Consider the following 19,419-nt stretch of genomic DNA (forward strand, 5'->3'; position numbering starts at 1 on the left):
GACATCCGGACGCCTATGACTGCACATATTTCCAAAGATCCTTTGCATGGCGTAACGCTGGAGATGATGGTCAACGCCCTGGTGGCGAAATATGGCTGGAGCGAGTTGGGCGACCGCATCAAAATTAACTGTTTCAGAAAAGACCCCAGCGTTAAATCGAGCCTGAAATTTCTGCGCCGTACCCCATGGGCGCGCGCGGAAGTGGAAGCCCTGTATCTGGACTCTCTCAACGATGAGGGAAATACAGCGCAGGCGGCGCCCGCCTTTAATCCCTGGGCCAACAGTCGGATTATCAAGAGCTAATACGCAAATGACGCGACACGTAAAACGGATCGGTGCGCTGGCTGCCTGCGCGCTTTTACTTGTGAGCTGCTCCTCAAAACCACCGAAATCGCTGGTTACCCCTCTCCCCACCGTCAGCAAACCGACGCCGCAGGCAAACCAGCCGATGCGCGGCATCTGGCTGGCGACCGTCTCGCGTCTCGACTGGCCACCGGTGGCCTCGGTGAATGGCCGCAGCGCGGACCAGCGCATCGCGATGCAAAAGCAGGCGCTGATAGCAAAGCTCGACAACCTTAAGCACCTCGGCATCAACACGGTCTTTTTCCAGGTGAAGCCGGACAGCACGGCCCTCTGGTCATCAAAGATTCTCCCGTGGTCGGATATGCTGACCGGCAACATCGGTGAGTATCCGGGGTACGATCCGCTGCAGTTTATGCTCGATGAAGCGCACAAGCGCGGCATGAAAGTCCATGCCTGGTTCAACCCCTATCGCGTGTCGACCAACACCAAACCGTCTACTATAGCCGCCCTGAACCGGACCGCCTATCAGACCCCGTCCAGCGTCTATGTTCAGCATCCGGAGTGGGTGCGCATCTCAGGCGACCGCTTTGTGCTTGACCCTGGCATTCCCGAGGTGCGGGACTGGATAACCAAAGTGGTGACCGAAGTGGTGGCGAACTACCCGGTAGACGGCGTGCAGTTTGATGATTACTTCTATGCCGAATCGCCGGGCTCCGCGCTGAATGATTCACAGACCTGGCGGCAGTACGGCCAGGGATTTGCCTCAAAAGCCGACTGGCGAAGGCACAACACGCAGCAGCTGATCGTCCAGGTCTCCCGCGCAATCAAGCAGACAAAGCCCGACGTTGAGTTTGGCGTCAGCCCGGCGGGGGTATGGCGTAACCGCTCCTTTGACCCGGCAGGCTCCGACACACGGGGCGCCGCGGCCTATGATGAATCCTTCGCCGATACGCGTCAGTGGGTGCAGCAGGGCCTGCTGGACTACATCGCGCCGCAGATTTACTGGCCCTTCGCGCGTGATGCCGCGCGCTACGACGTGCTGACCAGATGGTGGGCCGACGTCGTGAAGCCAACCCACACGCGCCTGTATATCGGCATTGCGTTCTATAAGGTGGGTGAGCCGTCGAGAAACGAGCCGGACTGGACGGTTCAGGGCGGCGTGCCGGAGTTGAAAAAGCAGCTCGATCTCAACGATTCGCTGCCCAACGTCAACGGCACCATCCTGTTCCGGGAAGATTACCTGAACCAGCCGCAGACCCAGCAGGCGGTAAACTACCTCCGGGGACGCTGGGGTAGCTAAGTAACGAGCAGGCAGAAACGCCCGTTTCTGCCTGTTTTTTTTACGGCTTCGGCCCGAACATCGCCTCGAGCTGCTGCGCATCCGGCATACCCACCACCTGCTGCAGCTCGTTTTCCGCATTCAGATAATAAATAGCCGGCGTGGCGTTAGCGCCCAGGCTGTCCATCAGCGCCTGGTGCTTCTGCAGTATCGCTACCGTTTCCCGAGAAGCCTCGCCTTCAGGCTTGGGCAGTTTTTTGCCGCCGGAGAGCTCGTATTCGCGCCAGGCCGCAACCGGATCTTTCGCATTCAGAATGGCGGCGGCGTTGCGTCCGCTGTTGGGGTTGAGGAATGCCACCAGCAGCGTATTGAGCTGAACCTTACCGGCCTTGACCCACGGCTGCGCTTCGGCCCAGAACTGCTTGCAGTACGGACAGAACGGATCGGCAAAGACAAAGACCTTACGCGGGGCGTTATCCGCCCCTTCTTTCAGGGGATGCGCCACATTGAGGTTCTTCCACATTTCACGTCCCATTGGGGCGTAGATCTCTTTCTGGAAATAGCCCTCGCTGAGGTTCTTCCCTTTGTCATCATAAAGATAACCTGAGATCACGTGCTTGCCGTCCGGCGTAAGAAAGAGCGTCACGCCCATATCCTGATACTGCCCCAGCCAGGCTGGCGCCCCGCCCGGCGCATCCAGCTTCTTGATGATTTTGATGTTCTGCTGCTCGCTGAAGTGCTTCACCACATCCGGTATGGCTTCAGCCGCCTGTACCAGCCCTGACGTCGCCAGCGCCGAAAGTAACAGTAATTTTTTCATTTCCCTCTCCGGTTTGTCGGGGGCATTTCGCCCCCTTCAGGTTAACGGTTTTTCAGTGCTTCACTGACCATTTCGTCGAATTGTTCGAACGGCACCCAGCCGGGAAGCAGCCCCTCGCCGATAAGCGTGGCGGGCGTGCCCTGGATCCCCATTTTTTCCGCCACAATGAGGCTGCGCCTGATCGTCAGAAAACTCTCCTCGTCCGGCGTCGTCACGCTCACGCCCGCCCGCTTTTGCGCCTCCTGAATGCTGGCGTCATCGTGGTACCCCTTTTTCGCCATCAGGGTGTGGTTCAGCTTCATAAACTGCTCAGGATGCGCACGCCAGACAGTTAACGCGTCTCGTGCGGCGGTCAGCGAACTTTCCGAGCGGAAAGGTAAAAACTTAAAGACCACCGCCACGTCCGGATGTTTTTCGACAATCTTCTCCAGGTACGGATCGAATTTTTTACAGTACGGGCAGTTGTAGTCGGTAAACACCACCAGGGTGAGCTTTGGGTTTTTCGCGCCGATGCGCGGGGAGTTTGGATCGTTAAACAGGAAATCAGCGATCATCTTCTGCGCGCGCTGCTCCTGGTAAGGCGTCAGCGGCTGGGCAGCAAATACCTGAAGCGGGGCCAGCAGGAGTAGAAGCGTAATAAAGAGTTTTTTCATCATACCTTTAGCCTTTTGCATTGTTCAGGGTGGTAACCAGGGTGCGTTTGTCCAGCAGCGGCGAGAGAATTTCCCCTTCAGGCAGACCGGGGCCATACACCGCGTTAAACGGAATGGCGTAGCGGTTTCGCTTCGCCAGAAAATCCGCGATAAACGCGGACGGCTGGCTCCAGTCTCCGCGCAGGGCCACCACGTCCGGCTGGCGCAGCGCGGCAATCACGTCCGGCTGACTGAGTACGCGGTGCTCGTTAACTTTGCACGTCACGCACCAGTCCGCGGAGATATCCACAAACACTCGCTTCCCCTGCGCCAGCGCCTGCTCAATGGCCTCTTCACTGAGCGGCTGCCACGGGACGGTTTGCGCAACGTTTTGTGCCGGAGCGTCAGACGGCGCGTTAAGCAGACCGCGCAGCTGATACCCGCCGAACGCCGACAGCGCGATGACCACCAGCCAGAACAAGAGCGAAGATTTTTGCCGCTTCTGTGCGAACAGCACCAGCGCAGAGGCAGTCAGCGCCAGCATCACGATCTGGCTGACCGCCTCACCCAGATGCACGCTAAACAGCGTTGCCAGCCAGAGGCTGGAGGCCAGCATCATCATGCCGAGGATGACCCTGAGCGTGTTCATCCAGCGGCCGGGTTTCGGCAGCAGCATCGCCGTTTTCGGCACCAGGGCAACGAACAGCCACGGCAGACTCATGCCCACGCCGAGCATCAGGAAGATGAGCCACAGGGCGTGCAGCGGCGCGCCAAGGGCAAAAGCGACCGCGGTACCGAGGAACGGTGCGGAGCACGGCGTCGCCAGCAGCGTGGCGAACATCCCTTCGCAGAAGCTGCCGCCGATCCCCGATCCCCCTGCCGTCGCCAGCCGTCCTGCGGCAGAAGAAGGCAGCAGCATTTCAAACGTCCCAAACAGGTTCAGCGCAAACAGGAAGGTCACGGCGACCATCAGGCCGATAAACCACGGGTTCTGGAACTGAATACCCCACCCCAGCGACGCTCCGGCCAGCTTCAGCGCGGTGACCATCCCGGCCAGCAGCATAAAGGAGGTGAGGATCCCGGCGCTGGTGGCCAGAAAGCGCAGCCTGATGGCGCGGCTGTTCGATCCCGCCAGCAAGATGCTATTAAGCTTCATGCCCATCACCGGCAATACGCAGGGCATCAGGTTCAGGATCAGCCCGCCCAGCAGGGCAAAGAGCACCATTTTTCCCGTCCCGTCCGGCACGGAGGTCTCTTCGGGCGTTGTCCCAACGGTCATGGTGGTTTGCTGCGCCCGATCGCCGTTGGTCAGCACAAACGACAGTCTTTTGCCTGCCAATGAGGCGGGTTTATCACCCCATTCGTCGGTCACGGGTACCGTCACCCGAAGCGCAGTGCCGTCGTGTTTAATGACCGGCTCGCCGGGCAGAATGTCACCCTCCAGCGGGTCAAAGTAGATCCCCGGATTGTTCCACTTCCCGTCCGTGGTGCCGGTAATCACCAGCTTGTCGCCAGAGAGCCAGGCAGAGAGATCCTTGGATACGCCAGACGTGCCCGGAACGGCGCGCATCGCTTGCCCGAAGGCGCTGCGGAAGCCCTCATCCACCGGCTGGGTAAAATCGAGGTGCAGCGGGTAGTCCGTCAGCAGGCAGACGTTGCTGCACGTAGAGAGCGTCAGCGTCCCGTCGAGCGTGTCGCCCTTCGCTCCATCGAGCGTAATCGGGATCGTCACCTTATCGTGATAGCCCTGCGTGGTCATGCCGGAGATATCGAAGCGCGACGGCACCGGCCAGGACCAGCTGTCCGTTACGCCTTCCGGCCAGCTGATTTTCGGCGCCACGCCGCCCTCGCCCGGCGATCGCCAGTAGGTTTTCCAGCCGGGCTTTAGCTCAACGGTGAGCACGCCTTTAACATGCGTTTGTTCCCTCTCCGCCTGAAAGCGGATGCGGGCGTGATCGTTTTGTGGGGAGACCAGCCAGCCGGTGTCCGCCGCATGGACAATGCCGATGCAGGACAGCCACAGGAAGACGAATCCCCTGAAGAGGTTAACCATGTTGTACTCCGTGAACAGTGAAAAATTATCGTGTGGTGACGATGTTTTTCATTCACGGAAAACGCAGTTTTTAAGGTGTATTCGGGGAGGCGGTGCCTGAACGGGCTGTTCCGCAGGAGCCAGTGCCCGCCCTTGCGTCAACAGCTGCAGCAGCGCGAAGAAGATAATAATGGCCGGTAATGCACCGTCGAAGAACAGCGGCTGGGCGCAAAGCAGCGAGTGCGCGCCGAGCTGACACGGCGACGGGCCGGGTTGTTCAGTGTTGCTGGTTTGAGTCGGGGCATCTGCACTCAGCGAAATCTGCGGATCCAGTCCCTGTAAAAAATGGTTGAGCATCACCGCACGCTGCACGAGGCAAAGCGCCATCGCGAGACAGGTGATAATCAAAAGCCATTTTCCGAGGAGCTGACGGTTGCGCATAACATTCCAGAGTGACAAGACGCCCCGATCATAAACGATAGTGATGAATCTACAAGTGCCGGAAGTGTAAGGTTTTGTCTGCCGCCGCTATTCGCCTGTCAGCGCGTCATAGACGTCCCGCAGCCGCGTGCGCAGAAACAGCACCGCCTTGTGCTTGCGGGATAACAGCGCCTGTTCGCTGGCGCCGGTCTCCTCTGCCAGCATTTTAATGCTGTAGCCGTGGAGCTCGGTCTTTTCAAATACCTCCCGCTGCGGCGGCGGAAGTTCAGACAGCGCCTGGCCCAGCTCTTCCCACAGCAGCGTTTTGAGGTACTCCTCCTCCGGCGTGTGCGGAACGCCGAACAGGGTTTCGGCCAGCTCGTCTTCCGGATAACCGTCGTCATCTTCGCCCGTAAAATAGCCGGAGAGCGACACCTCGCGCTTTTTACGCGCCCGGTCGGTCATTTCGTTACGCGCCGCGCGGAACAGCCAGGCGGCGACGTTTTCGACCGGCTGCTCCACTTTCATCAGCTGATACGTCACTTCCTGCAAAATGTCGTCGGCATCATCGCGCACGGACGTCCGTCCGCGAATGAAGGCTTTCAGCCGGGCGCGACAGGCATTGAGCGCCGACATCAGCATGGATCCGCTCGCCTCCCCGGCTTTCATCTCGCTCACTCTGCTTCCGGCGCTTTTGGCGTGGCTTCATCGCGCTTATCGTCACGATGACCGTGCCAGCCGCAGTGACCGCGACCGTGGCGACCGAACCCTTCACGGCGCTGCTGAATAAACGCCTCACGCTGTTCGGGCGTCATGTTCATCCAGCGCTCGTGCATGCGGCGGTGCGCGCCAAACATTCCGGGGCGGAAACCTAAGCCGCCAAACAGAATGCGGCTCAGCACCAGAATGCCCAGCGCCTGCCAGAATCCGATGGCCTTCACGCCGAGGATCGCCGGGAGCAAGGCGTTCCACAGGGACATCACCAGCAGACCGAGCACGATGAAAATCACCGCGCCGATGATTAAACCTTTGCCCATACGGTGGCGACCAAATCCGCGCCCGTGACCTCTGCCGTGCAGTTCAAAATCTCTCATGGTGTTTACCTCGTTTGCAGTAACTGATTATGGCTTGTGATGAGGTAGACGGATGAGGGAGTGAAATATTGCTGGGGTGAATAAAATTTTTTTGTGCTGCAGAATTTGGACTCATAGCGGTAACGGCTGACGGATGCTATGAGTCACTTGTAGGCAAATCATCGCGTACGAAGAAGTCGCTTAACCAATGCGATAGCAATGACGGCCAGTATGATTGATAACAATGCCAGGAAGATGAGTTTGTTAATGGCGCAACGCTTTACTCAAAGGCTCAGGTAGCAGCATCTGCGGCTAATCGACTCAAATTTCAGGATCCTCAGTACTACCAGGCACTGTATAAAGAAAATATCGAGATGTTATACTTCTTAATCGAACCGCAAATGTCTGAAATCATTTATCAGGTAAACTCTGGGGATAATAATGAGCAAGTGATAGGCGACGCCTTGTACGAGATACTGCGGAAATGAAGCAAGCAATTTTATGGCTTTTGAAATCGTTTTTTTACCTGATTCCTGCGTTGCTTATCGTAATTGGAATATATCTATTTGTACGGTTTATACCGGGGCATGCTGCTTTACTCAGCGTCGTTTGGGTGATTGTTATTTCTGTTATATATGTGAAATACAATAAGTGGTACTGAAACAAACTCAAAGAGTAAGCAGGCAAGACTTAATGTGTGACAGTAATATAAAAGGCTCCTTGCGGAGCCTCCCTCATACCATCAAGCCTGCACCGGCAACCTAAAACTCGAAATACTCCGTGAAAGCTGCTGCGCCTGCTCTTCCAGCGAGGCCGCTGCCGCCGCGGACTGCTGCACCAGCGCGGCGTTCTGCTGGGTCACGCCGTCCATCTCGGTTACCGCCTGCCCGACCTGACTGATCCCGCGGCTCTGCTCTTCAGAGGCGACGGAGATCTGCTCCATCAGCGTATTCACTTTATTCACCGATGAAATGATCGAATCAATCACCTCGCCCGAGCGGCTCACCAGCTCCGCACCGTTTTTCACGCTGGAAACCGACTGCGCGATCAGGCTTTCGATATCTTTCGCCGCCACCGCGCTTTTCTGCGCCAGGGTGCGTACTTCGCTGGCCACGACCGCAAAGCCGCGTCCCTGCGTACCGGCGCGCGCCGCTTCAACCGCCGCGTTCAGCGCCAGGATGTTGGTCTGGAAGGCAATGCTGTTAATCACGCTGGTGATGTCTTCAATGCGCTTCGAGTTCGCCGCGATGGTATTCATCGTGTCGATGACTTCACGGGTTACCGCTTCACCGGTGTGGGCATTTTTCACCGCGTCCTGCACCAGTTTCCCGGCCTGATACACATTATCGGTATTGTTCGCCACCGTCGCGCTCAGTTCTTCCATGCTGGCCGCCGTCTGGGTTAACGCCGAAGCCTGCTGCTCGGTGCGTGACGCCAGGTCGATATTCCCGGAGGCAATCTCCTGGGCTGCGTGCGTTACGGTATGGCTCGCATCGCGCACCTGGGCGATGGTCGCCAGCAGCGCCTGACGCATCTGCTCCATCGAGCCCATCAGATGGTCGATTTCGTTGCCTGTACTCCCCTTCACCGGCACTGGAATGTCCAGCTTGCCTGCCGCAATCTGGCTGCAGTGCTCGCGCGCCAGGTTAACCGGCGCAAAGACAAAGCGCTTCATCAGCAGGCTGACGGCGACAATCACCACCACAAACAGGCTTGCGATAGCGGCAATGATCGCCAGGCCAGAGACGAAGTTACTGCTGGCATCTTCGTTCAGGCTTTTGGCGTATTTCTGGTGGACGGAAAGCACCTGGTCGAGAACGATCTCGTACTGGCGGTCGAGGCGGGAGACTTCCGGGATCAGCGCGTTGAATTTGGCAACATCGTGCACCTCGGCGGCGTCGATCAGCGGCGCCAGCCCCTGGTTGCGGTAGTTTTGCCAGGCGTCCTGATAGGCAGTGACCAGCGGCGCTTCATCGCTCAGGCGCGGCGACGCCATAAAGGCCGCAAAGGCGTGGTCCGCTTTGGTCAACGCCTCTTTCACGGTGGTAAGCTTTGCAGCGCCGTCCGCCGCGTTGCCCGCTTCCACCATCTTCACATACTCCATCACCCGCACGCGCAGCGTACGGCTGTGGTTGATAGGGTCAATAATGGACAGCACAACCTGGATCTCTTTGTTGACGTTATCCAGCGAATTATTACTTTTAATGATGAGGCCAACGCTGGTGACGGTGCTGACAACAAAGAAGAAAAGCAGCGAGAACAGGACAATCAGGGACGACTTTTTCAACGACATAAACCAATACCTCAAGGAGAATTATTCCTTATGGTTATCGGCCATTCCAAAACTTAAATTAATTAAAGTTATTGAAGTATCGAACCGGGCTATTTCGCTGACTTATAGCGTCGCTGCAGGGTGGCATTGAGCTTGCGCTGCAACGGCTGCGGCGTCTCCCCCTCGATTAATTTGCTAATCAAATCAAAGCAGTGCCACGCCAGCTGGCGGTTATCCTGACGAATGGTATCCACCGGGATCGTCAGCGAATCGTAGAGATAGTGATCGTCAAAACTGGCTAACCTGATATCGCTTTGCAGCAGGTTATGTTGGCCCATATAGCGTAGCACCCCTTCCAGCAGCCCGCAGGCGGCGGCGAAGAGCGCTTTCGGCGGACGCCCCAGGCGGGCGCAGAGTTCAGCAAACATCTCGTATCCGGAGCTCGGATGATAGTTGCCGTGAATGATCCACTCGGGTCGCAGCGCCACACCGGCCTCACGCAGCCCTTGCTTAAAGCCTTCCAGGCGGTCGCGCGTGGGCGACAGGCGGGGCTGGCCGCCGAGAAAGTAGAACTCATCAGGATGCTGGCGCGCAATGTCGGCCACCAGTTCGGTCGTCGGGGTAATGGAATCGGTGATCACCAGCGGCAGCGCGCTGTCGTTGATGTGGCGGTCAAACAGAACCACCGGCAGCTGCTCGCTCAGCTTATGGTAGTCCGTGTCGTTGAGCATGCTGGAGGCCACAATCAGCCCGTCCACCTGACGCGCCACCATGTTGTTCACCACTACCGTCTCCTGCCCCGGATTTTCATCGCTGCAGGAGATCAGCAGTTGAACGCCCGCCTCGCGGCACAGCGTTTCCAGCTCGTGAGAAAAGACGGCAAAACCGTAGTTGGTGATCTCAGGAACCACCAGACCAATGGTGTGGCTGCGGTTATCTCGCAGCGAGCGGGCGTGAATGCTGGGCTGATAGTGGTGTTCTTTTGCAATTGCCAGCACGCGCTCGCGCGTCTCTTCCGCCACGCGAAGCTCTTTGCTGCGACCGTTCAGGACCAGGCTGGCGGTGGCTTTTGACACACCCGCCAGCTCCGCGATGTCTTTAATGGTGACGCGTTTTGTTTTTCTCACAACGACTTAGATCCGGCTGCCAAAACCCTCATTCTATCATGCAGGCGCGCAGCGACCAGTAGCGTAATGTGATATCGGACGCACCTTCGAATCGCACCCGGGCCGGATGGTCAGGAAAATAGCGGCTGCTCATCACCCCTTCGCCCTGGTTAATGAAGATTTCGACGCTGGAGCGGTCGCACAGAACGCGTAAGTGACGGACGTCACCCTGCCAGTAGCGGGTCAGTGTTTCACCGGTTTTCAGGCTCGCGCGTTCCAGGCGCACGCCCTGCTCATCGACCTTGAGACGCAGCGCGCCGGCAAAATCGACGTTCACCTGCGATGCGCCTAGCTCAAACTCCAGGCGCGTCGCGTCCAGTTCGGGCGCGTCGCTGGCGCGCCCCTGCCAGTGCTGCTCATCTTCACGCAGCGCCGCCAGCTCGCGCGCCGGGGTCTGCCAGAGCCTGCCGTCGCGATAGCGGAGTTCGCGCGGGCAGGTCATCTGGTGCATCCAGCCGTGCGCCCGGGTGGGCTGAAGCATCTCTTCCCCGTCCGGTACGCCCATCCAGCCGATCAGAATGCGGCGTCCATCTTCCGCCAGCGTGGTTTGTGGGGCGTAAAACTCAAACCCCGCATCCAGCTCGTGAAGCTCGCCGTGATCGAATGCAGCGCTGGCATAGTCAAACTCCCCGTTCATCCAGGTGGCCGGATAGGTATTGAGATAGCGATGCGGCTCGCGCGCCAGGCCCTGCGGGCAGCAGATCAGGACATGTGTCCCGTCGAGAGCAAACAGGTCCGGACATTCCCACATATAACCCGCGTCCGTCAGGCCGTTTACCCCGTGACCGGCGATCTCCCCGCAGGATATCCAGGCGTGCAAATCGGCTGATTTAAACAGCAGCACCTTGCCGCGCTTCTGCACATCCTGCGCGCCGAGCACCATGTACCACATCCCCTCGTGCTGCCACACCTTCGGGTCGCGCACGTGGCCGGTGTAGCCTTCCGGCAGCGCCAGCACCGGCCCCAGCTTCCTGAAGGTCCCGTCCGGCTGCTCCACGGCCAGGCACTGCCATGCGGTACGGCTGCCGTCATCGAACTTAACGTTGCCGGTGTAGCACAGGGTCAAAATGCCCTCGTTATCGATGGCGCTACCGGAGTAGCAGCCGTTGCGGTCATACGCTTCGTCGGGCATCAGCGCCAGCGGCTCATGCCGCCAGTGCATCAGGTCTGCAGAGCTCCAGTGCCCCCAGCACTTAAAGCGATGCTCGCAGTCCAGGGGGTTCCACTGATAGAACAGGTGATAGCGGCCAGCGAACCAGATAAACCCGTTCGGGTCGTTCATCAGCCCCGTCACCGGCGCGGCGTGCCATTGCGGATAATGGCTGTCCGACAGCGCCCGCGGCTGACCTGTCATAACGGCCTGCAGGATCGCAGGCCAGCGGGAAGGTAACGTCATTATTCAGAATCCGTTTTATATTTCAGCAGCAGTGAGACGGTAAACGCCACGCCGAAGGCAATCACCATGCCGATAATATAGTTGAGCAGCGAGCTGGCCTGCACGATGGCCATCCCCGGAATCGCGGTCAGCCCGACAGCGGTCATGTACACATGCACGGAGACCACCCATGCCCCGCCCACCGCGCCGCCAATCAGCGCAGCGATAAACGGCTTAACGAAGCGCAGGTTGATACCAAAAATGGCCGCTTCGGTGATACCCAGCATTGCAGAGAACGCCGACGGCAGGGTAATGGCTTTGATTTTGGCGTCTTTGGTTTTAAACCACACCGCCAGACAGGCGCCGCCCTGCGCCACGTTCGCCATGGCCCAGATCGGCAGCAGGAAGTTAACGCCAATCGACGGGTTGCCCAGCAGCCCGGCTTCAATCGCGTGGAAGCTGTGGTGAATACCGGTGATCACAATCACCGAGTAAAGTCCGCCGAACAGCAGCCCGGCGAGCCAGCCCGCGTGGGCGATCAGCGTGCTCAGAATAAAGGAAATACCGTCACCCAGGGCGCGCCCCGCCGGGCCGATAATCAGCAAGGCGATAAAGCCGGAGATGACGACGGTGAGGAACGGCGTCAGGATCAGGTCTAACGCATCCGGGATCGCGCGGCGCAGGTTTTTCTCCACGATGCTCATAAACCAGACGGCCAGCAGCACCGGGAATACCGTGCCCTGATAGCCAATCATCGCGATCTCAAGGCCGAAGAAGTTCATGGTGTGGAAGCCCGACGCCACGCCCCAGGCGTTGGTCAGCGCCGGGTGGGTCAGAATGCCGCCCAGCGTCGCGCCGAGGTACGGGTTACCGCCAAATTCGCGCGCGGCGGTAAAGCCAATCAGAATAGGCAGAATGATAAACGCCGCCGAGCTGCACATGTCCAGCATGATGTAGATGGCGTTATCCGCATTGACCCAGCCGTAGGTTTTCACCATGCCGAGCAGGCCCATCAGCAGACCGGACGCCACAATCGCGGGGATGATTGGCACAAAGATGTTGGAGAGCAGACGGGCAATGCGCTGGAACGGGTTCAGCTTGCGCGCCGCCAGATCCGCAGCCTCAGATTTGCTGGATTCGCTAATCCCCGCCGCCTGAATAAACGCGGCGTACACCTTGTTGACCACGCCCGTGCCAAAAATCACCTGCATCTGCCCGGCGTTACGGAAACAGCCCTTCACACCGTCAACTTTGCCGATAGCCTGCTGATCCGCCAGCGCGTCATCGACCAGCACCAGACGAAGACGCGTTGCGCAGTGCGCCGCGCTGGCGATATTTTCCTTGCCACCGAGCAGCGGAATAAGCTCGCGGGCGATTTGATTAAAATCCATAGATACCTCTGCCTGACTTCTTTTTATGATGTGCGAAACGCTCCCGCCAGGCGGGAGCGTGATGGGTTAAAACCAGGTTTCCATCTGGACCCCAAAGTTCCATTCCCCGCCAGCGTTGAAGCCGCTGATGCCAAAGGCATCATCGCTGGCGTAATGATCCAGTTTGCTGCTCCAGTCCATCCAGGTGGCAAACAGGCGCAGTTCGGGACGGCTGAAGAAATCGCCGATTTTGCTCGCTTTTAAGGTTGGCGCAAAGGTCAGCTTGTAGAAACTGCCGTTCACGGCGTTGCGATCCTTATAGCCTTCCGGGTTTAAATCCATGTACTGATAGCTGCCCTCAAAGGCCAGCGCGAAATTCTGGGTGACCTCTTTGATCAGGCGGGTGTTGAGCGTTACCCACTCATAGCTATCGCCCTTGACGTAGCGATCTTTACTGCTTTGTGCCAGAACGGCGGGCGCAACGCTCCAGCCACCGCCGATCGGCGTGACACCGTAACTTGCAAAGCGCCAGGTATCCGCCTCAGACAGCAAGGCGCCATCGGAGCCGATGCTTTTCACCTCCGCACCCAGCCCGTGACCATACAGCAGCGCCGTTTTGGCGGTCCCTTCGCGCAGGCCGTAGAAGCTGTCATTATGCAAGCCCATCAGAGCATGAACGCCGTGATTGGCGGCATCCGTTTTGATGAGATCGCCGTTAGTGTCTTTACGGTCGTCGTTATCCTTCGCCCGCAGGCCGCTCACCATCAGCTGGAACGGGCCGGCGAAGTGGTTCATGCTGAGGATATAGTTCTGAACGTTGTTGTCGGTCTGCTCCACGCTGCCGAAGTTGCGGCCATAAATGGAGAAGTTGCTGCGCAGCGAATCGTTCCATTTCACGTCATAAACGCCGCCGCCGGTACCGGCCAGGAACACCACATCGGAATCCAGCCAGTGGATGTCAAAGTTGTCGCGGTCGAAGCGTTTACCCGCCCAGAAGGTGCTGCCCTTCAGCGCGCCGGTAAAATCAGGCAGATTGCCCAGTTCTGCGAAGGCCTGGCGAATATTGAGGTCGCTGGTATCGGCTGACCAGTCGTTATAGGTTCTCTGACCGTCGGCCAGCATCGCTTTAAAGCGCGTAGTCGCCCCGTTATCCAGGGTTTGCTTGTGCTCGAGGTTTAGCTCGACGTAGGTGTCGGCTTCGTTACCCAAACGCCCCACCGCACCACCGGTTTCACCGGCTGGCGTCAGGTAAGGGCCGCTTTTGCTGCTGGAGGCCGCATCGTTCATCAGCAGGCCAGAGCGGGCATAGCCGTGGAACTCAAACCCGCCGGTCTGATCCGCCTTCTTCTCCAGCGCGGTGGTGCGCTGCGCCACCTCCTGGGTCGTCGTTTGCGCCTGCTGCTGAGCGGCAACCAGCTGCTGCGTTTTTTGTTCTGCTGCCGCGGCGCGTTTTTCAGCCACCTGCGCGCGCGTCTCCGCGTCCTGAAGGCGCTGCTCCATCGCGGCAAGGCGCGCTTCAATACTGGACATATCCGACTGGGCAAAAACAGAGGTACTTCCGGCCAGCATGCCTATCATCACGGCAAGTCTGCGTTTTTTATACATTTTGTCGCATCCCTAAAAGAAGTCATTAAACGTGCTAAATTGCTAAACCGGTTTAGGTTGCTGATACTAAACCTGTGAATTTTGGATCGGCAATCTTTTTTGCTAAACCGATTTAGTAAGTGTGATCGAGGCGACAATTCAGGCCGCCGGATGGCGGCCAGGAGAGGAGAAATTACAGGTCATGCTGCCAGGGCAACGCGGTCATCGCCCCTTTGGCGGTGGTGGCCAGCGCGCCGCAGCGCTGGGCGAGCGCGATAACCGCAGGCAGCGCCTGACCGTCAGCCAGACCGTAGAGCAGCCCCGCCACAAAGGCGTCGCCCGCACCGGTCGTATCAACGCACTGCACAGGCGTTGCCGGATAGTGTTTCACAGTGCCTTCATGCCAGGCGATCACCCCCTCTTTACCCTGCGTAACCAGCACCAGACGCGCCGGGCAGCGCTGCATCAGCACCTCCAGACCAGCGTTCACCGCCGCGCTGCCGGTGAAAAAGGCCAGCTCTTCTACCGAGAGTTTCACCACGTCAGCGCTTTGCAGCGCCTGTTCAAGACAGCGGTGAAGTTCGTTCTCATACGGCCAGAGATCCGGGCGAATATTGGGGTCGAAACTGACGTAACCGCCCGCCTCCCGGATGGCGTCCATCGCCTGAAATGTCGCAGTACGGCTCGGCTCGGCGCTTAAGGCGATGGAGCAGACGTGCAGCCACTCCCCGGCGCTGAACGACGGCAGGTCGGCGGGTTCGAGAAACAGATCGGCGCTCGGGCGCACCATGAAGGTAAACGATCGCTCGCCGTGGTCGTCCAAATCGACCACCACCGTTGAGGTGCGGTGCGCCGGGTCAAGGCGCATCCACGTCACGTCAACCCACTCGTCAGCGAGCGTTTTCGTCATAAAGCGCCCGAAAGGATCGTCGCCAACCCTGCCGATAAAGGCGCTCTGGCCGCCCAGCCTGGCAATACCGACCGCGACGTTCGCCGGCGCGCCACCGGGACACTGCAGTAATCGACCTTCTCCATCGGGCAGCAAATCCACTACCGCATCGCCAAGTACCCAGATTTTCTTCATGTGATCCTCGTAGCTAAACTATGTTAAACCGTTTTAGCTATTTAAGCACAGGCCGGGCTAAGGGGAAATAACGGGAGGGAAATTTGACTTAACGCACCAGATGCGGCCAGTGGATATCGCCGACGCCATTCAGTTGCGGCCGGGCAAACAGGAATCCCTGAAAGCGGCGGATCCCGGCAGATTCGAGCCAGCACCACTCCTCAATTTTCTCGATACCTTCCGCCACCAGGGTAATTTCAAGATCGGAGCAGCAGCTGATGATGGAGCGCACAATTGCCTGTTTCGGGCCGCTCAGGTGGATATTGCTGACAATTTCCCGGTCGATTTTAATTTTATCCGGCTGGAACCGGGTCAGCAGCGAAAGTCCGGCATAGCCCGAGCCAAAATCATCGATCGCCAGGCCAATCCCCTCACCGCGAAGCTGCTTGATGGCACTGTTAAACTGGTTGAACCCGGAGATCATCTCGTTTTCAGTGACTTCAATGACCACCTGCTCGGGCTGAAGGCCATGTTTTTTAATCTGATCGACCAGAAATTCCACTGCGCCAGGGACATTCACCAGCGACATGGGCAGCAGGTTTACCGCGATTTTATGGCTGCCAATGCCCAGCTTTTCAGCCAGCGCAAAGGCATAGGCTTTTGTCTGGAGATCGACTTCGTAGATGTTGTCGGGATCGACAATGCTGAAGAAATGCTCCGGGCTGCCGCCGTCGTTGCCGCGGATAAGCGCCTCAAGGGAGCTGATCTTCCCTTCCGAGGGCTCGACAATAGGCTGCAACGCAAACTGGCAGGTTTGCCCGGCAATCAGGCCCAGGTGTTCGCCAAAGGGTAGCGTTTCGGTCGAGAGCGTCCATTTGTCCGCGGTGTAGCGTGCCCCCAACGGGACCGGACGTTTACCGGTTATAAAGGTCTGAATAAATTTGAACACCCGATCGTCGGAGGTCAGATAGCTGTCCAGCTTGCTGTAGCGCAGCACCGACTGCAGCACCTCTTTCGGCGACTGCGTTTGCAGATCGAACAGCAGCATGCCGACGTTTTCGAAGCGTCTGCGCGGACCATAGTCCCGCAGCAGTTCTACCACCCCACTGTGCCGCTTGTCCTCACGGATGGTATGGAAAAGTTTGACCACACTCTCTTCCGACCCTTCGAGGACCTGCAGAACCTCATTCCCATTAGCCAGGAGGACGCCGGTAATAGCCAGTTTTGTGTTGCGGCCCCTGGCGCGCTCCACCAGCTCCCGCAGTTCGGTGGACGGGCGGGATAAATTCAACTGGCTTCGGTAGATCAGAGTCGTCAGCACAAAAAGGGGTTCCAATGAGAAAAAGAGGTGCCTTGAAGCTACTATGTAACATACTTAATCAATGCGACCTAACATATTCACGCTACAGGGGAACGTTACTTTTTCTCGTCCCCGATCCGGCTGTTAATCCTCTCCTGCATAAAGTCGTAAAACGGGTTCGAGGTGACCCGCATCAGCGCCTCTTTTCCGACGCTTAATACGGACGTTTCTCCCCAGAGCGCAATCGTCCCCAGGCTGATACCGTAGCGGTTTTTCACCCCAGGTTCGCGACCATAGAGATCGTCATCCGGCGGGAACGGCACCGCAACGTGCGACAGGGAATAGACATCCTGCGGCCAGGACTGGGCAAGCGGCACCACCGTCTCCTGCGTTCTGCCTGCCGGGGTTATTTTCGCCACCGTCGAGAAACTGTGCTCGCTGGCATTGGTGATAATCGTGACACCGTAACGTCTCTGCGCTACCGGCAGCAGCGCCGTGGTGGCCGTCCAGGACGACGGTTTGAAGAGCGGACGGAAGCTCGCCGCCTGGTTGATATCGAACATCACCAGCTCGCTGCCGTTTGCCGGAAGCTGGTCAAACAGGCCGCTGACCACCGCGCGGGTACTGACCGTGGAGTCCATCACCGACTGGAACGCCAGCACCGGCGGCAAATTCGCCAGCCTGTTTTCCCGCGCCGCGCGGCCAATCTGCTCCTGCAGGGCCTTCGTCAGCAGCCACGACTGGCGGGCGGCGTTCACCGGGAACGAATTGTATTTATACGGATTATATTCCGGGGCGATATTCAGCCAGGCCGCTTTGGCAAACGGCGGCAGCAGCGCCGGTAGCCCGGCGAAACCGGCGAACCGCGCAAAGGCCGTCACGCCAATCATCGGCGAGAGCAGGATCACCTGCTGCGGTTTACGCAGTGCAGGCGCGTCCAGCGCATCGAGGGCATATTTCATCGCCAGCGCCCCGCCGTTGGAGTAGCCCACCAGATGCAGAGGCACCGCATCACCCGCCAGGCGCGTGGCTTCCCGTACGGCAAGGCGCGTGGCCGCCAGCCACATTTCCCAGTCCACGTCCGTCAGCGCACCGGGCGCGGTGCCGTGTCCGGGAAGACGCGGGACCACGGCCACAAAGCCGTGCTGCTGATAGTTCACGGCAAGGCGCCTGACACTGTATGGCGAATCCGTCAGCCCGTGCAGCAGCACCACCGCGCCGCGGGGCTTGCCGATTGGCATCAGCACAAAGGAGCGGTTGGCATCGGGGGCAAACTGACCGGGCCACACCAGGCTCTGGCGGTAATAGCGGTTTAACGGGGTTTGTTCCTCGCCCGCTGTTTTCGCCGTCACCGCGTTATCCAGATCGGTGAAAATCGCCTTTTCCCGGGCGAGGTACCCGGCAAAATCGGCGTTATCCAGCTCGCGAACGGACATCTCATCTGCCCGCCAGGTGTGCCACAGGTGCAGTTCCGGCCCCTGCTGCGAGAGATACACCCGCACCGCCAGCAGGACGACCAGGACGATCCCCACGACCATTCCTGTTTTCTTTGCAAGCGCGATCAGGCGCACGCTGACTCGCCAGGGCAAATTCGCCATGAGGGATCCCTTTTATGTTCTCAGTGCTTCTATCTTATCAAAAATGTGAACAGGCTGACGTATTCACCAAATTCATCCCTGCTAGGGCAGCCAGTGCACCAAAAGTGAACTACGCTGCACAAATGTTGATCATCGGTTAACCAAATATTGCATGAAGTTTACTGCGCAGCGGGTTTTCGCCCGCCTGTGAACATGGCACGCGTCATGCATTGTTAATCAGGTAACACAATTTCGGCCATTGACAGCCTGTTAACAGCGAGGCGGTATGACGACGAAACCTGAGATGTTGAGCCGTATCGAAGCGACTTTCAGCCAGCTGACCCCCAGCGAGAAGCGGGTCGGGAGCTGGCTGCTGGCGCACGCCGCGCAAATCCCGTTTGAAACGGCGGAGAGCGTCGGGCTGGCGAGCGGGACCAGCGGGATCACCGTCGGACGCTTTCTGCGCAAGCTGGGGTATCGCAACCTGGAGGATGCCAAAAAGAGCCTGCGCGATCCTTACCAGCCCTGGGGCATGAACGAGCGCCTCGACTCCTGGCAGCAGCAGCGCCCCCTGCCCAACCGCCTTCAGCACGCCCTGTCGCTGGAAGTGGACGCCATTACGCAGGTGTATCAGCTGGCGCAAACGGACGCTTTTCGTCAGGTGGTGCACCATCTGGCCCACGCGGACGCGGTCTTTGTGCTGGGGATCCAGTCCACGCGCGGGATCGCCAACGCCTTCTTCAGCCACCTTGAATACCTCCGCCCGCGGGTGAGCTACTCCGAAGGGGCATCCGGCAGCTGGGTGGAATCCCTGAACTCCGGGTTTGCGCACCCTTATGTCGTGCTGACCGATACGCGTACCTACTCCACGATGGCCCGACAGTACTGCCGCGTCGCGAGCGAGAAAGGCATTCCGCTGGCCTTAATCACCGATATCTGGTGCCCGTGGGCGCGGGATTATCCGATTAATTTACTGCAGGTGAAAACCGATACCGGTCATTTCTGGGATTCACTTGCCCCTGTGAGCTGTCTGTTCAACCTGCTGCTGTCGGGTGTGGTGGAAGCGCTGGGTGATGCGCTCCCGGCGCGCCTGGCAGTAAACCGACAATTACAACAAGAGTTTGGTCAATTCGAACGCTAAAGGAGCGGAGCT

17 protein-coding genes are annotated in these 19,419 nt (G+C 58.6%); 3 read left to right on the forward strand and 14 right to left on the reverse strand.

What is annotated here, in order from left to right:
- The first annotated feature begins 15 nt into the window (after positions 1-15).
- Entirely contained in the window at positions 16-303 is a 288-nt protein-coding gene (locus ACMWJS_RS04945) for a VF530 family DNA-binding protein (RefSeq protein WP_045415848.1), read from the forward strand.
- Positions 304-310: 7 nt separating this feature from the next.
- Positions 311-1,603 (forward strand): glycoside hydrolase family 10 protein, encoded by a 1,293-nt coding sequence (locus ACMWJS_RS04950; protein WP_414746721.1) that lies wholly within the window; start codon positions 311-313, stop codon positions 1,601-1,603.
- A 40-nt stretch (positions 1,604-1,643) separates the two neighbouring features.
- Here ACMWJS_RS04950 and dsbG read toward each other — a convergent pair whose 3' ends face one another.
- The 14 genes from dsbG to ACMWJS_RS05020 all read right to left on the reverse strand — a co-directional run bounded on the left by dsbG (position 1,644) and on the right by ACMWJS_RS05020 (position 18,287).
- The gene (dsbG, locus tag ACMWJS_RS04955; protein ID WP_414746722.1) at positions 1,644-2,402 is read right to left on the reverse strand and encodes a thiol:disulfide interchange protein DsbG; all 759 of its coding nucleotides are present in this window, start codon (positions 2,400-2,402) and stop codon (positions 1,644-1,646) included.
- Positions 2,403-2,443: 41 nt separating this feature from the next.
- A complete protein-coding gene (locus ACMWJS_RS04960; RefSeq protein WP_414746918.1) occupies positions 2,444-3,055 on the reverse strand; it encodes a DsbA family protein in 612 nt (203 codons plus the stop codon).
- A 7-nt stretch (positions 3,056-3,062) separates the two neighbouring features.
- A complete protein-coding gene (locus tag ACMWJS_RS04965) occupies positions 3,063-5,087 on the reverse strand; it encodes a protein-disulfide reductase DsbD family protein (protein ID WP_414746723.1) in 2,025 nt (674 codons plus the stop codon).
- 48 nt (positions 5,088-5,135) lie between these two features.
- Positions 5,136-5,507 carry a hypothetical protein gene (locus tag ACMWJS_RS04970; RefSeq protein ID WP_167210770.1) on the reverse strand — a complete coding sequence of 124 codons (372 nt, stop codon included), beginning with the start codon at positions 5,505-5,507 and terminating at the stop codon, positions 5,136-5,138.
- A gap of 87 nt (positions 5,508-5,594) precedes the next feature.
- Complete coding sequence (locus ACMWJS_RS04975; protein ID WP_414746919.1) at positions 5,595-6,155, reverse strand: RNA polymerase sigma factor; 561 nt, start codon at positions 6,153-6,155, stop codon at positions 5,595-5,597.
- 5 nt (positions 6,156-6,160) lie between these two features.
- Complete coding sequence (locus ACMWJS_RS04980; RefSeq protein WP_008501687.1) at positions 6,161-6,580, reverse strand: hypothetical protein; 420 nt, start codon at positions 6,578-6,580, stop codon at positions 6,161-6,163.
- Between the two features lie 721 nt (positions 6,581-7,301).
- Positions 7,302-8,852 (reverse strand): methyl-accepting chemotaxis protein, encoded by a 1,551-nt coding sequence (locus ACMWJS_RS04985; protein ID WP_414746724.1) that lies wholly within the window; start codon positions 8,850-8,852, stop codon positions 7,302-7,304.
- 89 nt (positions 8,853-8,941) lie between these two features.
- Entirely contained in the window at positions 8,942-9,958 is a 1,017-nt protein-coding gene (locus ACMWJS_RS04990; protein WP_229225904.1) for a LacI family DNA-binding transcriptional regulator, read from the reverse strand.
- 28 nt (positions 9,959-9,986) lie between these two features.
- Positions 9,987-11,393 carry a sucrose-6-phosphate hydrolase gene (locus ACMWJS_RS04995; RefSeq protein ID WP_414746725.1) on the reverse strand — a complete coding sequence of 469 codons (1,407 nt, stop codon included), beginning with the start codon at positions 11,391-11,393 and terminating at the stop codon, positions 9,987-9,989.
- Positions 11,393-12,763, reverse strand: coding sequence for a sucrose-specific PTS transporter subunit IIBC (locus ACMWJS_RS05000; protein WP_023619263.1), 1,371 nt, complete (start codon positions 12,761-12,763; stop codon positions 11,393-11,395). Before ACMWJS_RS05000 ends, ACMWJS_RS04995 begins: the two co-directional genes overlap by 1 nt.
- Positions 12,764-12,829: 66 nt before the next feature.
- Positions 12,830-14,347, reverse strand: coding sequence for a carbohydrate porin (locus ACMWJS_RS05005; protein WP_414746726.1), 1,518 nt, complete (start codon positions 14,345-14,347; stop codon positions 12,830-12,832).
- A gap of 172 nt (positions 14,348-14,519) precedes the next feature.
- Positions 14,520-15,410 carry an aminoimidazole riboside kinase gene (locus ACMWJS_RS05010; RefSeq protein WP_414746727.1) on the reverse strand — a complete coding sequence of 297 codons (891 nt, stop codon included), beginning with the start codon at positions 15,408-15,410 and terminating at the stop codon, positions 14,520-14,522.
- Positions 15,411-15,498: 88 nt separating this feature from the next.
- Positions 15,499-16,710 carry a diguanylate phosphodiesterase gene (locus tag ACMWJS_RS05015; protein WP_414746728.1) on the reverse strand — a complete coding sequence of 404 codons (1,212 nt, stop codon included), beginning with the start codon at positions 16,708-16,710 and terminating at the stop codon, positions 15,499-15,501.
- Positions 16,711-16,805: 95 nt separating this feature from the next.
- Entirely contained in the window at positions 16,806-18,287 is a 1,482-nt protein-coding gene (locus ACMWJS_RS05020; protein ID WP_414746729.1) for an alpha/beta hydrolase, read from the reverse strand.
- Between the two features lie 265 nt (positions 18,288-18,552).
- On the opposite strand from ACMWJS_RS05020, the gene ACMWJS_RS05025 reads away from it, so the two are divergent.
- Positions 18,553-19,407: a MurR/RpiR family transcriptional regulator gene (locus ACMWJS_RS05025; protein ID WP_414746730.1), complete on the forward strand. Its 855-nt coding sequence runs from the start codon at positions 18,553-18,555 to the stop codon at positions 19,405-19,407.
- Positions 19,408-19,419 lie beyond the last annotated feature (12 nt).

The organism is Enterobacter sp. HK-058-C-ECC, from assembly GCF_047531125.1.
Taxonomy (GTDB): Bacteria; Pseudomonadota; Gammaproteobacteria; order Enterobacterales; family Enterobacteriaceae; genus Enterobacter; species Enterobacter quasiroggenkampii.